This window comes from Citromicrobium bathyomarinum (assembly GCF_038594605.1).
Classification (GTDB): domain Bacteria; phylum Pseudomonadota; class Alphaproteobacteria; order Sphingomonadales; family Sphingomonadaceae; genus Alteriqipengyuania; species Alteriqipengyuania bathyomarina_B.
This window is the reverse complement of the sequence record NZ_JBCFZM010000001.1, coordinates 317,891-333,598: the sequence shown is the minus strand read 5'-3', so window position 1 is coordinate 333,598 and position 15,708 is coordinate 317,891. Positions and strand designations below refer to the sequence as shown.

The following is a 15,708-nucleotide window of genomic DNA, read 5'->3' as shown; positions in this document are numbered from 1 at the left end:
CCGCCTAGAAGAGACGCGATCCGTCCGGCACCTTTTTGTCGGGCGCAAACAGCACGACCTCGGCCGCTTCGTCCGCGAAGCCCAGCGTCAGCACCTCGGACATGACAGGCCCGATCTGGCGCGGCGGGAAGTTGACCACCGCCGCCACCTGCCGCCCGACCAGTTCCTCGCATGCGTAGTTCGCGGTGATCTGCGCGCTGGTCTTCTTCACGCCGATGGTCGGCCCGAAGTCGATTTCCAGCTTGTAGGCAGGCTTGCGTGCCTCGGGGAATTCACGCGCCGCGACCACGGTGCCGACGCGGATATCCACCTTCAGAAACTGGTCGAAACTCGTTTCCTCAGCAGCAGGCGCATCGGGTTCGTGGGAGAGGTGCATCGACCGGCCCTAGTACTCGTAACTCGTGGTGAAAGTGACGTTCGTGATCTGCCAGCCCCTGCCCGGCTTCTCGTATGTAAGCGTCCATACCGCGACATCGCGAGCGTGCTGACAGACATAAACCAGTTTCGCCATGTAACTGCCGAAATTGTTTCTGCTCACGACTTCGCATCCCAGCAGGGGTCCATCGCTCTCGATCATCGTGTCGAGCTGCTCCGAAAACTGGGCAATCTTCTCCGTGGTGTCTTCGCCGACACCCTCGAAAAGCGACGAAGCAGCAAGCTCGCTGTTCTGCATTTTGAGCAGGTCGAACATGCCTTGCGCCCGGCTTTCGAGAGCCTGCCAGTCCTGTGCCGAAGGAGCGGGCTCCTCCTGCGCGCTCAGCGGCGCGGCGAGGAGAAACGCTGCTAACAAGCCTGCCGGTAGATATCGCATTGCTTTCCCCCGATTTCGAACGTCCTTGCCCCAGCGTAACAGCGGCTCACTCCAGCTCAAGGATCACTTCGTCAACCGCCAGACTGTCGCCCTCGGCGGCGTTGATCGAGGAGATCGTGCCCTCCTTCTCGGCGCGCAGGATGTTCTCCATCTTCATCGCCTCCACCGTGGCGAGCGGCTGGCCCGGCTGGACCTCTTCGCCTTCTTCCACATGCAGCTTCACCAGTAGTCCCGGCATCGGGCAGATGAGCATCTTGGAAAGATCGGGCGGCTCCTTCTCGATCATGTGATCGAGCAGCGGAGCGAGCCGTGCGGGTAAGGCCAGCCCTGTGTGCGTCTTGCCGCGCGTGGTCAGCGCCCACATCGCGCTGCTCGTCCGACGCAACTGGATAGCCAGGTTCTCGCCATTGCCGCTTGCCGCGGCCAGCACCATGCCCGGCTGCCAGTCGGTTGTCCCGGCGATCCACTCACCGTCGACGGTCGCGCCGCCGTCGCCCAGCGTCACGTCGAACACCCGACCGTCCATCTTCACCACCCACTCGCTGGGCGGGTGGGCCGCACCGTTCAGCTGGCCGGAAATCTGGCCCTCGTGTGCCATGAGGCTGAACTGCGCGCCCGCCATCAGGGCGGCGACCAACCGCAGGCGATCCTCGTCCGCCGCCGCGCCCTCGAAGCCATCGGGATATTCCTCCGCAATAAAGCCCGTAGTCAGCTCGCCCGAGCGGAAGCGCGGGTGCTGCATGATCGCGCTGAGGAAGTCGATATTATGCCCCGGCCCTTCGACGCGGAAGGCGTCGAGCGCCTCCACCTGCAGATCCGCCGCGGCATCGCGCGTAGGCGCCCAGGTGATCAGCTTGGCGATCATGGGATCGTAGAAGATCGAGACCTCGCCACCCTCGAACACACCATCGTCGACCCGCACGCCGCCGCCGCCGGTTTCGAAGCCGCGCCGCCCAGCGGGGCCGCTGTCGCCGGTCCAGCCCGGCACAGGCGGTTCGTAGCGGACCAGCCGCCCGATGCTGGGGAGGAAGTTGCGGTAGGGGTCTTCGGCGTACACGCGCGTCTCGATCGACCACCCGTCGATTCCGATGTCGTCCTGCTTCATGGGCAGTTCTTCGCCCGCCGCCACGCGGATCATCCATTCGACCAGGTCGACGCCCGTAATCGCCTCGGTCACCGGGTGTTCCACCTGCAGGCGGGTGTTCATTTCGAGGAAGTAGAAGCTCTCCCCCGTCTTGTCCGCGCCGCTGACGATCAGCTCGACCGTGCCTGCCGAATGGTATCCCACCGCCTTGGACAGCGCGACTGCCTGCTCACCCATGGCCTTGCGCATTTCGGGCGTGACGAAGGGCGACGGCGCTTCCTCGACCACCTTCTGGTGGCGGCGCTGGATGCTGCACTCGCGCTCGTTCAGATAGAGCGTGTTGCCCTGCCTGTCGGCCAGGATCTGGATTTCGATATGGCGCGGATCTTCGATGAATTTCTCGATAAACACGCGGTCGTCGCCAAAAGAGTTCAGACCTTCGCGCTTGGTCGCCTCGAACCCTTCCTCGACATCCTTGTCGTTCCAGGCGAGGCGCATGCCCTTGCCCCCGCCCCCGGCAGACGCCTTCATCATCACCGGGTAGCCGATGTCGTTGGAGACCTTCAGCGCTTCCTCGGTCGTGTCGATCGCATCCTTCGATCCGGGCACCACGTTGACGCCCGCTTCCTTGGCCAGCTTCTTCGATTCGATCTTGTCGCCCATCGCGGCGATCGCGGTGGCCGGCGGGCCGATGAAGACGATGCCTTCCTTGTCGAGCGCTTCGACGAAGCTCGCGCGTTCGGACAGGAAGCCATAGCCGGGGTGGACCGCTTCGGCCCCGGTCGCCTTGCACGCCTCGATGATCTTGTCCGCCAGCAGATAGCTTTCCGCCGCCGGAGCCGCGCCGATATGGACCGCCTCGTCCGCCATCTTCACGAAGGGCGCGCGCGCATCGGCATCGGAATAGACCGCCACGGTGGCGATCCCCATCCGCTTGCACGTCTGGATCACGCGGCAGGCAATCTCGCCACGGTTGGCAATCAGGATCTTTTTGAACATCAGTAAGGCATCTCGACATATTGGCGCAGTTGAGCGGTGCGAGCCTCGGTCAGAGCTTCGAGGCAACTATTCTGCAGCAACGGCCAGATGGTGCCGCCGCCTTCACGCTCGCCATTTTCGGCAAGGCAATGGGCATCGCGAAATTTGAGCCACGCACGCTGCGCGGCGAGGAGGCGTGCATGGGCGTCGGCATCGCCATCATATTCGGCGGCGTTGCGATCCATTTCCTTTGCCCGCTCCGCCGCGCGGGACCACGCCGCATTCAGTTCGGCATCGGCGCGCTGGTACGACTGCCACGAACAGATGTTCATGTCGGTCTGCGTCATGGCGTTTTCGCAATCGACCTTCGGCTCGGCGGCTTGCGCGCTCGCCATCAATGCCAAAGCTGTTACGATCATGGTCGGCTCTCCTCTTGGGTCGCATCCGCATAGCCGATTAAACCATGAGCGTAAGCCCCTGCACCCCTACGTTCTCCTTCGCCATCGAGCAGGCTCCGCATCGCATCGGCAAGCCGCTGGACATTGGCGGGCGCCAGCCGCCCGAACGGCGAGACGTATATCCCGATGGTAAAAAGGATGGCCCCCGTTCGCGGCAGGCGGCGCAGCGTCTGCCGTTCGGAGCGGACGAACAGCGTGCTCCCTGCGTTCTCGGGCGTGACATGGGCGAAGGCGCGGGCGGGCGGCTCCGCAACCCAGCGCATGTCGGGCGTTGCGGCAATGAACCAGTTGGCGCGGCCATAGATCGGGCCGGGTCGCAGCTTTTCCATGAAGCGGTCGACGCCGCTCGCCAGCTGTTCCTCATACCCCTGGATCGGCGCATGCAGCGCGCGCAGCGGCAGTCCCATCTTGTCCGCAGGCGTCCAGTCGGATGGCCACGCGACAGCAGCACCCACGAGGCGATAATGCTCCTCGCCATTGCGGCGAGTCAGGAGGCACATATCCTCGTGATGCGCATGGGCCGCTTCGGCCAGCCCGCCTGAGACGTCGAGCCCGGTGGCAAGCTCGCGGCCCGCGGCCTCGCCCTCGGGCGTCACCTGGATGCCCTCGGGAAATGCCGCGAAGCCCTCCGCCCGCGCGGCCAGATCGGGATCGGACTGGAGCCACTCGCTGCCGCCCAGCTTCACCAGACCCATCTTGAGCTGCCCTCCGCCACGTGCACGGGGCAGCAGCTCGTCGACGGAGAAGCCGAGACTCACTGTGCGGAAGGCCCCGGTCCACCCCGGTCGCAGCGAAGGCCCAGCCCGTACTCATCAAGCCAGTCCGCGTCGGTCGGCAGGAGATATTGCAGCGCCTCCGGCATCAGGGCGTGCAGGCTGTTGGAGTGATGCAGGTCGGCGCGCCGGTCGGAGAAACAGTAGGCCTGCCCCTGCCCAAGCTTGCCGAGCAGCGCGAACATGCCCTGCTCGGTCTCGCCACCCTCGTCGGCGAGCGACAGGTATAGCGGCGGACGCGATGCCACAGGGGCGCTCGCGGTCAGGGCAAGCGACTGACCGTCCCACTGAAGGCTGGGAGAAATCGCCGCATAGCCGGTGAAAAGCTCGGGGCTCTCCAGCCAGGTTTCGACCACAAAATGCCCCGCCACGCTTTCGCCCAGCAGGATCATCGTGCCGTTATCGCGATAGCGTTCGCGCAGGAGCGGGAGCACCGCGTCCGCCAGCCATGTGCGAAACGCCTCGCTCTCTCCTGCGGCGGGATATTCCTCGCGTTCCCCCGCAAGAGAGGTCGGAGGCAACAGCTCGCGCTGGCGATCCACTGTCTGGATGCCGACCAGGATTGCCGGCTGGCTGCGGCCCCACAGGCGGTTCCATTTCTCCAACCCGTTGCCCAGGAGCAGGTCCTGATCCACCCCGCCATCGAGCTGAACTACAATCGGCCAGCTCTTGTCGGGCTGGTCAGCGTAATCGGACGGCAGCATGACGTTGACCGCCCGGTCCGCACCCAATGCCTCGAGCGTATAGGTCTCGCCCACCACGATCGGCTCGGGCTCCGGCACAGCCGCGGGCTGGCCCGAGGCGAGCAGCAGCGCGGCGAGCGCGCCGATCACTCGGCGGGCTCCGCAACCTTGCACGCCCGCGCGGGTTCTTCTTGCATCAGCGGGGTCAGTCCCAGCTTGGCGAACAGCGCGCCATCGCTGTCGTCACCCGCATTGGGCGCGGTCAGCAGCTTGTCGCCGGTGAAGATCGAGTTCGCGCCCGCGAGGAAGCACAGCGCCTGCGTCGCCTCGCTCATGCTTTCACGCCCAGCGGAGAGGCGCACCATGCTCATCGGCATGGTGATCCGCGCGACCGCGACGGTGCGGACGAATTCGATATCGTCGATCTTGGCGAGTGGCGTGTCGGCCAGCATGTCGCCCAGCACGGTGCCCTTGACCGGCACCAGCGCGTTGACCGGCACGCTCTCGGGATGCCGCTCCAGCGTCGCGAGCGTGTGGACGAAGCCGATACGGTCCTCGCGCGTTTCGCCCATCCCTACGATCCCGCCGCTGCACACGTTAATCCCCGCGTCGCGCACGTTCTGCAGCGTATCGAGCCGGTCCTGATAATTGCGGGTCGAGATCACGCGCTCGTAATATTCCGGCCCGGTGTCGACATTGTGGTTGTAGTAATCGAGCCCCGCCTCTTTCAGCATAGCCGCCTGCTTGGGCGTCAGCATGCCCAGCGTCATGCAGGTCTCCAGACCCATGGCGCGCACGCCCTTCACGATCTCGACTGCGCCGCGGTTTGCAGCACGGCGCGCACATCCATCAGCTTGGTCGCCTCGACGCCGCTATCGGCCTTCACCGACTGCGAGCAATATCCGCAATCCTCCGGACACCCGCCGGTCTTGATGCTGAGCAGCGTGCACAGCTGGACCTGTTCGGGCGGATGGTTCTCGCGATGAACGCTCGCCGCGCGAAACAGCAGTTCGGTAAAGGGAAGGTCGAAGAGGGCCGCGATTTCTTCGCGGGTCCAGTCGGTCCTCACTCCGTCATGCTGAACTTGTTTCAGCATCCAGCTTTCCTTTCGTTCGTCAGTTCTGATGGCTGGCTGGACCCCGAAACAAGTTCGGGGTGACGGGAGGCTATTTCCTCGCGCGCCCAGTCGGTGTGGGTGTTAGTCATTATATTTGTTCCAGTGATACGGACTCTGGTCTCGCCGCTTGTCGCAACCTGCATTTGCCGTCGCTCTTCATCGGTAGACAAAGCGAAAAGCTCGATGCTGCTAACCTTGATACGGTGCAGGTTGGAGTTGCGATCCAATACGGTGATTATGGTCCCGATCGAAGGCAGTGCTGCGAGCTCCTGCACGCCAATTAGGTCCTCTGAAAATCCCTCATTGACGATGTGCGCGATTTTTCATCGCAAGACCTCTCCCACCTCACCACCTCCGTGCAGGCGGGGGCGAGCTTCCTTCTGAGTGGTACTAGAGAAGAAGCGGGACCCCGGATCAAGCCCGGGGTGACGGTGTGAGAGATTGTCACTCCGCCGCCCCTCAGCCCACCTCAGCTAGGGCCTGCTCGAGGTCGGCCTTGATATCCTCGATATTCTCGATCCCGACCGACACGCGCACCACATCCGGCCCCGCGCCCGCCGCGATCAGTTCGGTTTCGCCGAGCTGGCTATGCGTGGTCGAGGCTGGGTGGATGATGAGCGACCGGGTGTCGCCGATATTCGCGAGGTGGCTGAACAGCTTCACGTTGGACACCAGCGCCGTCCCCGCGTCATATCCGCCCTTCAACCCAAAAGTGAACACCGCGCCGCCGCGTCCGCCGAGATACTTGTTCGCCAGCGCGCGATAATCGCTGTCCCGCAGCCCGGCGTAGGAAACCCACGCGACCTTCTCGTGCCCCTTGAGCCATTCGGCCAGCTCCAGCGCGTTGTCGCAATGCCGCTCCATCCGCAGGTGCAGCGTTTCCATGCCGGTCAGCGCAAGGAAGGCGTTCATCGGCGCGAGCGCGGGGCCGAGGTCGCGCAGGCCGAGCACGCGGCAGGCGATGATGAAGGCGACAGGGCCGACCGGCTCCAGCGCGTCGACCAGCACCGCGCTGTGGTAGGACCCGTTGGGCCGGGTGAGCGATGCGAACTTGTCGCCTTGCGCCTTCCAGTCGAACTTGCCGCTATCGACGATCACGCCGCCCACGGCATTGCCGTGGCCGTTGAGGAACTTGGTGGTCGAATGGGTGACGATGTCCGCGCCGAAGTCGAACGGCTTGCACAGCGCAGGGGTAGCCATGGTGTTGTCCACGATCAGCGGCACGCCGCCCGCGTGGGCGATGTCGGCAATCGCGGAAATATCGCTGACCACGCCGCCCGGATTGGCGAGGCTTTCGATGAAGACGCAGCGCGTCTTGTCGTCCATCGCGGCGCGGATATTCTCGGGATCGTCGGCATCGACGAAGCGCGTTTCCCAGCCGAACTTGAGGAACGCCTCGCCCATCTGGTTGAGCGATCCGCCGTACAGTTTCTTCGCCGCAACGATGTTGCAGCCCGGCTCCATTAGCGTGTGGAACGCGATCAGCTGCGCGGCATGGCCCGAGGCGACGCCCAGCGCCCCCACGCCGCCTTCCATCGCCGCAACCTTCTTCTCCAGCGCGTCGTTGGTCGGGTTCATGATCCGCGAATAGATGTTCCCGAATTCCGACAGCGAGAACAGGTTGGCCGCATGATCGGGGCTGTCGAACACGTAGCTCGCCGTCTGGTAGATCGGCGTGATCCGCGCGTTCGTCGTCGGATCGGGCTCGCACCCGGCGTGGACGGCGAGGGTTTCGGGGTGGAGATCGGTCATGTGGGGGTCCGTTTGGTGGGCGTGGGGTTTTATCGGACGGCGCTGCCGTTTCGCTGCCGATCCCGTCCGAGCATTGCGGAATGCGGTTATTTGTTCGCGCGTAAATTCAGCAGCGAAATCTGAAGCGTGCTACCTTGTCCATCGGGCTCGGTAGCCAGGAAGATGCGCCAAGTGTCTTTGCCCTCACCCGGCATATCCCACCTGCTGATCGATCGCGGTTTCTCCTTTCCGATCTTGCCTTTCGGCAAATTGAAATTCGACCCGAATGCCGTCGCGATCTCACTATGCGACGCGCCCGCCGTCAGAGGCACCGAGACAGAGCATTGCGGAGATGGCAAATCGCGGGGCAACCAATCCGCGTTGACATAGGTGACCGTAATATCTCCCGAAGTCCACGCATCACCCGGTTGAGTCGCCGACATGCCGCTCTTCTCGATTTTCTCGAATCCTGCCGGGTGCGTCGCAATAGCCTCAGCGGCGGCGGCCGGATCGGGAAATGCATCGAAACAAATCGTTTTGAAAAGTTCGAATGCAGGTTGGCTTGCCGCTGCTTCATTGGCAGCATTCCCGGTGCCGACTGCCTGTATCGCGGCGAACAACCAAAACGATTTTAACAGCATCATGCGTTCTCCTCGGAATCATCGGGCGGCGGCATGTTGTGGCCGAGCAGGCGCAGCATATCCGCCGCGCATTCGACCACGTTGCTGCCCGGGCCGTAGATGCCTTGCACGCCTGCATCGCGCAGGAACTGGTAGTCGCTCTGCGGGATCACACCGCCCGCGGTCACCTTGATATCCGCGCGGCCTGCGTCTTTCAGCAGCCGGATCAGCTCGGGGATCAGCGTCTTGTGCCCCGCCGCCAAGGACGACGCGCCGATGGCATCGACCCCCTCGGCCAGCGCCATCTCGAGCGTTTCCTGCGGGGTCTGGAACAGCGGGCCGGAGACGACGTCGAAACCCATATCGGCAAAAGCAGACGCGATCACGTTGGCGCCGCGATCGTGGCCATCCTGCCCCATCTTGGCGATCATGATCTTCGGCTTGCGGCCCAGCCGCTGCTCGACCGCGTCGACGCCCTGAACCACCTGCTGGTAGCGGCTATCCGCCGCATAGGCCTTGGAATAGACGCCCTTCACCGGGGTTGGCTTGGTGTCATAGCGGCCGAAAACGTCTTCCATCGCGCTGGAAATCTCGCCCAGCGTCGCGTCGTGGCGCGCGGCCTCGACTGCCAGCGCAAGCAGGTTGCCTTGCCTTTGCGCAGCGCCGCGCGACAGCGCGTCGAGCGCGGCCTGGCAGGCCATCTCGTCGCGTTCGGACCGCACCTTCTCCAGCCGCGCGATCTGGCTCTGGCGGACCTTGTGGTTGTCGATATCGAGCGTCTCGATCTCGTCTTCCTTGTCGCGCCGGTACTTGTTCACGCCGACGATCACCGTCTCGCCTCGGTCGACATTGGTCTGCTTTTCCGCAGCCGCCTGCTCGATCCGCCGCTTGGGCTCACCCGTGGCGACGAACTTGGTCATGCCGCCCGCCGCGTCGACCTCGTCGATGATCTTTTTCGCTTCCTCGACCAGCTTGGCGGTCAGCGCCTCGACATAATAGGAGCCGCCCAGCGGATCGGCGACGTTGGTAATGCCGGTCTCTTCCTCCAGCACCAGCTGCGTGTTGCGCGCGATACGGGCAGAGAAGTCGGTCGGCAGCGCGATGGCCTCATCCAGCGCATTGGTGTGAAGCGACTGCGTGCCGCCCAGCACCGCCGCCATCGCCTCGATCGTGGTGCGGATGACGTTGTTGTACGGGTCCTGCTCTTGCAGCGAGACTCCGCTGGTCTGGCAGTGCGTGCGCAGCATCTTGGACTTGGGGTCCTTCGCGCCCAGCCCTTCCATCACGTCGTGCCACAGATGTCGCGCCGCGCGCATCTTGGCGATCTCCATGAAGAAGTTCATCCCGATGCCCCAGAAGAACGACAGGCGCGGGGCGAAGGCGTCGATATCGAGGCCGGTATCCATCGCGCGCTGGGCGTATTCCTTGCCGTCCGCGATGGTGAAGGCGAGCTCCTGCACCGCCGTCGCGCCCGCTTCGTGCATGTGATAGCCCGAAATCGAAATGCTGTTGAAGCGCGGCATGTGGTCGGAGGTGTAGGCGATGATGTCGCTCACGATCCGCATGCTCGGCTCGGGCGGATAGATGTAGGTGTTGCGGACCATGAACTCCTTGAGGATGTCGTTCTGGATGGTCCCGGAAAGCTTGTCCTGCGACACGCCCGAACGCTCCGCCGCGACGATGTAGAACGCCAGCACGGGGATCACCGCGCCGTTCATCGTCATCGACACGCTCATCGTGTCGAGCGGGATCTGATCGAACAGGATCTGCATGTCCGCCACGGTGTCGATCGCGACGCCCGCCTTGCCGACATCGCCGACCACGCGCGGGTGGTCGCTGTCATAACCCCGGTGCGTGGCGAGGTCGAAGGCGACGCTCAGCCCCTTCTGCCCCGCGGCTAGGTTGCGGCGGTAGAAGGCGTTGGATTCCTCGGCGGTCGAGAAGCCCGCATACTGGCGGATCGTCCACGGGCGGCCGGTATACATGCTGGCATAGGGCCCGCGCGTAAACGGTTCGAAACCGGGAACGCCGGGGTCCAGCCCCTCGGCATCCGCGCTCGTATAAAGAGGTTTTACATCGAAGCCTTCGGGGGTGTGCCACGTAAGATCGCGGCCTTTCACTTCCTTGTCGGCCTTGGCTTTCCAGTCGTCGTATGTGGGGGTCTTGTCGGTCATGCCCCTCCCCTAGACCCTCGGGTCGATCGAAGTCGAGAGACCTTGCACCGATCAGGCGGCGGCGCTTTCGCGCGCGGAAACCAGCGTGTACCAGCGCGCCAGATTTTCGAGCCCGTCGGTCGTGTCGAGGCCGATGAAGCGCGCAAAATCGACCGTGGTCAGCAGCAGGATATCGGCGGCGGTGTAGCTGTCGCCCGCGAGATATTTGCTCTCCGCCAGCGCGCCATCGAAGAACCGCAGCGCCTCCGCAACGCGCGGACGGTTGGCCTCGCCCCACTCGGCATTGCGTCCGGGCAGCGCGGCGGTCAAAGGATGCGTGTGGACCCACACCTGCGCGACCGGCGGCATCAGGATCATCTCGACCCGGCGGCACCACATCTCGATTGTCGCGATTTCGACCGGGCGGGTGCCGAACAGCGGCGGCTCGGGATGCGCGGCCTCGAGATAGCGCATGATCGCGACGCTTTCGGCAATCACCGTGCCGTCATCGAGCTCGAGGATCGGCGTCTGCCCGCGCGGGTTCTTGGCGAGGTATTCGGGCGCCTTCTGCTCGCGCTGCGGGATCGAGACTTCCTTGCTCGGGAGGTCGATGCCCTTCTCGGCGGCAAAGATGCGAACGCGGCGCGGATTGGGCGCGGGGTTCGGGCTATCGTAGAACAGCATCGGCATCCTCTCCTCTTCCCTCTCCCCGTGCGGGAGAGGATAGTGCAGCTTGGTCGCGAAGCGGGCTAGCGAAACTTGGAGAGGGGTCAGGGCATGTCCCACCATCTCCAACTGCGGCTAGCGAGCAGGCTCGCAAGCCTTCGTATCCTCTCCCATCAAGGGAGAGGGAGGCGCTAGTTCGACCAGTGCGCGCCCTCCTTGGGCTTCTCCATGATCTCGGTCAGCTGGCCCATCATGTCCTTGGGGTGGAGGAAGAAAATCGGCGTGCCGTGCGCACCGATGCGCGTGGGGCCGAGGATGCGCTTGCCCTTCCCCTCGAACCACTCGCGCGCCTGCTCGATATCCTCGACCTCGTAGCAGACATGGTGCTGGCCCCCGGCGGGGTTCTTGGCGAGGAAGCCGTTGATGGGGGAGCTTTCGTCGTAAGGCTCGATCAGCTCGATCTGCGTGCCCTTGCCGAGTTCGCCCGTGCTGTCGGGCGTATCGACGAAGCACACCTTCACGCCCTGTTCGGGCAGGTCGAACGGCTCGGTAATCTGCACCGCGCCCATCGTGTCGCGGTAGTAGGCAATGGAGTCCGCGATCGAAGGCGTCGCGACGCCGATATGGTTGAGACGGCCGAGTTTCATGTCAAAATCTCCAAAAGTAACTAGCTAGGTCAATCAGAGAGGCAATCACACCCAAAATCAAAAACATGTAGAGAAACGGATTTTTCTTCAAACGGCTACTCTCTTCAAATCTTCGAAAAACCTTAATAGAAAAAACTCCACGCAGAAAAATCGCGGCTAATAGTCCGCAAATCTGAATTATGGTGAGTGACACCGTGGCTATTAGATTTGGGACGAAATACAACCAAAGCGAACCCATCCCAAGCAAATACGAATAAGCGAACTGTGAAAAACTCACGCTCGATCCGCTGATAGTGCTGTACAGGAAAATAATTACGCCAATTGCTCCAAATAGTGCAAAAACCGGAGCCGATGAGTCTACAGCATCATCGATAATCTTTTTCGGAAGATCACTCGGATTGTAGAACTTATAATAGAATAATTTCTTCGAGACATATATAGAGTAAAAATCGAATGGGAATGATATCAAAGCCAGCAACACGCAAGCAATAGAAGATACAATTAAAACTATCCAAAGCGGATGGCTAGCGGTCCACAACATATCTTCTGGACCAAGAACTCCCGTACCGTTAAATAGAAATAAAAATATAAAATAAAATGTCGAAACAAATAGAGAAAGAAAAAATACTCTTACCTTTGAAATCTTCTCTATATCACTCCTAGAGCAGAACCAGCTAATTAGGCCGGTAATGAACGAGCTCTCAAATTCTGAAAACCCCCCTTTTACCCAACCAAAAGCGTATCTCGCAGCCGAAACTCGTGCTTTTTCTCCCAGCAACTGATCTATGATAGAACCTAGAGCGACAAATGCTAGGAATTGCCCTAGATACGATGCGTTCAAAGAGCTTAACACGAGCCTTCGACCGTCCAAATCCGTTCACAACGGAATATTATCGTGCTTCTTCCACGGGTTGCTCAGCTCCTTGCCGCGCAGCTTCCGCAGCCCCAAAGCAATCCGCCGCCGGGTCGAGTGCGGGTAGATCACCTCGTCGATATAGCCGCGTGAAGCCGCCACGAATGGGTTGGCGAAGCGGTCTTCGTATTCCTTGGTCTTCTCGGCGATCTTTTCGGGATCGTCGCGGTCCTGGCGGAAGATGATCTCCACCGCGCCCTTCGCGCCCATCACCGCGATCTCGGCGGTCGGCCAGGCGTAGTTGAGGTCGCCGCGCAGGTGTTTGGACGCCATCACGTCATACGCGCCGCCATAGGCCTTGCGGGTGATGACGGTGATCTTGGGCACGGTCGCCTCGGCATAGGCGAACAGCAGCTTCGCGCCGTGCTTGATGATGCCGCCGAGTTCCTGGCTGGTGCCGGGGAGGAAGCCCGGCACGTCGACGAAGGTCACGATCGGAATGTCGAACGCGTCGCAGAAACGCACGAAGCGCGCGGCCTTCTTGGACGAGTTGATGTCGAGCACGCCCGCCAGCACCAGCGGCTGGTTGGCGACCACGCCCACGGTGCGGCCTTCCACACGCCCGAAGCCGCAGATGATGTTGCCCGCATGCTTGGGCTGGATCTCGAAGAAATCGCCGTCATCCAGCACCTTCGCGATCACCTCGTGCATGTCGTAGGGCTGGTTCGCATTGTCGGGGATCAGCGTGTCGAGGCTGTCCTCGCGACGGTCCCACGGATCGCTCGTCGGCATTTCGGGCACCGGCTCGCGGTTCGACAGCGGGAGGAAGTCGAAGAAGCGGCGCGTCGCCATCAGCGTTTCGATGTCGTTCTCGAACGCATCGTCCGCAACGCTGGTCTTGGTGGTGTGCGTCACCGCACCGCCCAGCTCTTCCTGCGTGACGACTTCGTTGGTGACGGTCTTCACCACGTCCGGACCGGTCACGAACATGTAGGAGCTGTCCTTCACCATGAAGATGAAGTCGGTCATCGCAGGGGAATAGACCGCGCCGCCCGCGCACGGCCCCATGATGACGCTGATCTGCGGGATGACGCCGCTGGCGAGCACGTTGCGCTGGAACACCTCGGCATAGCCGCCGAGCGAGGCGACGCCTTCCTGAATACGCGCGCCGCCCGAATCGTTGAGGCCGATCACCGGCGCGCCGACCTTCATCGCGGTGTCCATCACCTTGCAGATCTTCTCCGCATGGCGTTTGGACAGCGATCCGCCGAAGACGGTGAAATCCTGGCTGAAGACATAGACCAGCCGGCCGTTGATCGTGCCAGACCCGGTGACGACGCCGTCACCCATGATCTGCTGGTCTTCCATGCCGAAATCGGTGCAGTCGTGGACCACATAGGTGTCGAGCTCCTCGAAGCTCCCCTCGTCCAGCAGCACGTCGAGCCGCTCACGCGCGGTCAGCTTGCCCTTGGCGTGCTGCGCATCGATCCGCTTCTGACCGCCGCCCATGCGGGCGGCTTCGCGGCGGCGTTCCATTTCGGCAATATTGGCTGACATTCGGTGCTCCTGTTGCGCCAGAGGGGGTTAGGCTCGGGCGGCGCACAGGGTCAAGCCAATCGGGAGTTCGCGGTGGGGGGGTGGAGGCTAAGACCCCTCATCCAGGCTTCGCTAGCACCTGCGGCGCAAGCTGCGCCATCCTTCTCCCTCGGGAGAAGGATATGGAGGCTCGGCGACGCAGGAGCCTAGCCGCAATTGGATGAGGGGGAACACCTACCGCATAAGCACCAGTTCTTCGGCCATGGTCGGGTGGATCGCGACGGTCGAATCGAAGTCCGCCTTGGTCAGCCCGGCCTTCACCGCAATCGCGGCGGCCTGCATCATTTCGGGCGCTTCGGGCGCGATCATGTGGATGCCGACGATGCGGCCGGAATCGCCGTCGCATACCATCTTCATCAGGCTGCGTTCGTTACGGCCCGCCAGCACGTTCTTCATCGGGCGGAAGTCCGACAGGTAGACCTTCACGCTGCCCAGCTGGTTCTTCGCCTCACCCTCGGTCATGCCCACCGCGGCGATCGGCGGGTGGCTGAACACCGCGCTGGGGACGCAGGAATGGTCGACCGCGACGGGCTCTCCGCCGCCGAACACGGTGTCGGCAAAGGCCTGCCCCTCGCGGATCGCCACCGGGGTCAGCTGCACACGGTCGGTCACGTCGCCCACGGCATAGATGTGATCGACATTGGTCTTGCTGAACCGGTCGACCTTGATCTCGCCGCCCTCGCCCAGCTCGACCCCGGCGTTTTCCAGCCCAAGCCCCTCGGTGTTGGGAATGCGGCCTACGGCGAACATCACCAGGTCCGCCTTTTCCTCGTCGCAATCGGACAGCTTCACGAAATAGCCGCCTTCATCGCACGGCTTGATATATTCGAAGTGCGTGTTGAAGCGGAACTTGATCCCCTTCATGGTGCTGATCTGCAGCAACCGGTCGCGCAACGCCTCGTCATAGCTGCGCAGCAGGCGGTCGCCCCGGTTGACGATGTGAACATCGCAGCCGAACTCGTTGAAAATGCCTGCGAACTCGTTGGCGATATAGCCACCGCCCGCGATGATGATCTTCTTGGGCAGTTCGTCGAGATGGAACGCCTCGTTGGACGAGATGGCGTGTTCGGCGCCCTGGCACTCGGGCATGCGAGGACGCGCGCCGGTGGCAATCAGGATGTGCTTTGCGGTGACGGTCTTGCCGCTCGCCAGCGTGATCTCGTGCGGGCCGGTAATCTCGGCGCGCTCCTTGAAGATTTCCACATCGTGGCTTTCCAGCGTGTTGGTATAGGCCCCCTCGATCCGGGTGACGTCTTCCAGCACGTTGTCGCGCAGCTTGATCCAATCGAACTTGCGCTCGCCGATATCCCAGCCGAACCGCTGGCAGTCTTCGAGGTCTTCCGCGAAATGCGCGCCGTAGACCAGCATCTTCTTGGGCACGCAGCCGCGGATCACGCAAGTGCCGCCGACCCGATGCTCTTCGGCGATGGCGACCTTGGCCCCATGGGCAGCAGACACGCGGCTTGCGCGCACCCCGCCCGAGCCTGCGCCGATGGTAAAGAGGTCGTAGTCGTATTCGTTGTTCGCCATGGGCTCGC

The 15,708-nt window shown here is 62.7% G+C and carries 14 protein-coding genes and 1 pseudogene; all 15 read right to left on the bottom strand.

Going from position 1 to position 15,708, the window contains the following annotated elements; genetic code table 11:
* Positions 1–4: 4 nt before the first annotated feature.
* Positions 5–376 carry a tRNA-binding protein gene (locus AAG612_RS01540; protein ID WP_342506571.1) on the bottom strand — a complete coding sequence of 124 codons (372 nt, stop codon included), beginning with the start codon at positions 374–376 and terminating at the stop codon, positions 5–7.
* A 9-nt stretch (positions 377–385) separates the two neighbouring features.
* On the bottom strand, positions 386–811 hold the full coding sequence (locus tag AAG612_RS01535) for a hypothetical protein (protein ID WP_342506569.1): 426 nt from the start codon (positions 809–811) through the stop codon (positions 386–388).
* A 46-nt stretch (positions 812–857) separates the two neighbouring features.
* Positions 858–2,894, bottom strand: coding sequence for an ATP-binding protein (locus AAG612_RS01530; RefSeq protein ID WP_342506566.1), 2,037 nt, complete (start codon positions 2,892–2,894; stop codon positions 858–860).
* Positions 2,894–3,292 (bottom strand): lysozyme inhibitor LprI family protein, encoded by a 399-nt coding sequence (locus tag AAG612_RS01525; RefSeq protein ID WP_342506564.1) that lies wholly within the window; start codon positions 3,290–3,292, stop codon positions 2,894–2,896. The genes AAG612_RS01530 and AAG612_RS01525 overlap by 1 nt, the downstream gene beginning before the upstream one ends.
* Positions 3,289–4,089, bottom strand: a complete 801-nt coding sequence (locus tag AAG612_RS01520; protein WP_342506562.1) for a heme-dependent oxidative N-demethylase family protein — start codon at positions 4,087–4,089, stop codon at positions 3,289–3,291. Before AAG612_RS01520 ends, AAG612_RS01525 begins: the two co-directional genes overlap by 4 nt.
* Positions 4,086–4,937: an alpha/beta hydrolase gene (locus AAG612_RS01515; protein WP_342506560.1), complete on the bottom strand. Its 852-nt coding sequence runs from the start codon at positions 4,935–4,937 to the stop codon at positions 4,086–4,088. Before AAG612_RS01515 ends, AAG612_RS01520 begins: the two co-directional genes overlap by 4 nt.
* Positions 4,934–5,883 (bottom strand): annotated as a pseudogene (gene bioB / locus AAG612_RS01510) (biotin synthase BioB). Before bioB ends, AAG612_RS01515 begins: the two are co-directional and overlap by 4 nt.
* Positions 5,884–6,363: 480 nt before the next feature.
* A complete protein-coding gene (locus AAG612_RS01505) occupies positions 6,364–7,656 on the bottom strand; it encodes an O-acetylhomoserine aminocarboxypropyltransferase (protein ID WP_342506557.1) in 1,293 nt (430 codons plus the stop codon).
* Between the two features lie 86 nt (positions 7,657–7,742).
* The gene (locus tag AAG612_RS01500) at positions 7,743–8,279 is read right to left on the bottom strand and encodes a hypothetical protein (RefSeq protein WP_342506555.1); all 537 of its coding nucleotides are present in this window, start codon (positions 8,277–8,279) and stop codon (positions 7,743–7,745) included.
* Positions 8,276–10,429 (bottom strand): methylmalonyl-CoA mutase, encoded by a 2,154-nt coding sequence (gene scpA, locus AAG612_RS01495; RefSeq protein ID WP_342506553.1) that lies wholly within the window; start codon positions 10,427–10,429, stop codon positions 8,276–8,278. Before scpA ends, AAG612_RS01500 begins: the two co-directional genes overlap by 4 nt.
* Positions 10,430–10,480: 51 nt before the next feature.
* Positions 10,481–11,092 carry a glutathione S-transferase family protein gene (locus AAG612_RS01490; RefSeq protein ID WP_342506551.1) on the bottom strand — a complete coding sequence of 204 codons (612 nt, stop codon included), beginning with the start codon at positions 11,090–11,092 and terminating at the stop codon, positions 10,481–10,483.
* Positions 11,093–11,265: 173 nt separating this feature from the next.
* Positions 11,266–11,721, bottom strand: coding sequence for a methylmalonyl-CoA epimerase (gene mce, locus AAG612_RS01485; RefSeq protein WP_342506549.1), 456 nt, complete (start codon positions 11,719–11,721; stop codon positions 11,266–11,268).
* Position 11,722: 1 nt separating this feature from the next.
* Positions 11,723–12,562 (bottom strand): M48 family metalloprotease, encoded by an 840-nt coding sequence (locus tag AAG612_RS01480; protein WP_342506547.1) that lies wholly within the window; start codon positions 12,560–12,562, stop codon positions 11,723–11,725.
* A gap of 36 nt (positions 12,563–12,598) precedes the next feature.
* The gene (locus AAG612_RS01475; RefSeq protein WP_342506544.1) at positions 12,599–14,131 is read right to left on the bottom strand and encodes an acyl-CoA carboxylase subunit beta; all 1,533 of its coding nucleotides are present in this window, start codon (positions 14,129–14,131) and stop codon (positions 12,599–12,601) included.
* A 213-nt stretch (positions 14,132–14,344) separates the two neighbouring features.
* Entirely contained in the window at positions 14,345–15,700 is a 1,356-nt protein-coding gene (gene gorA, locus AAG612_RS01470) for a glutathione-disulfide reductase (protein WP_342506542.1), read from the bottom strand.
* Positions 15,701–15,708: the final 8 nt, after the last annotated feature.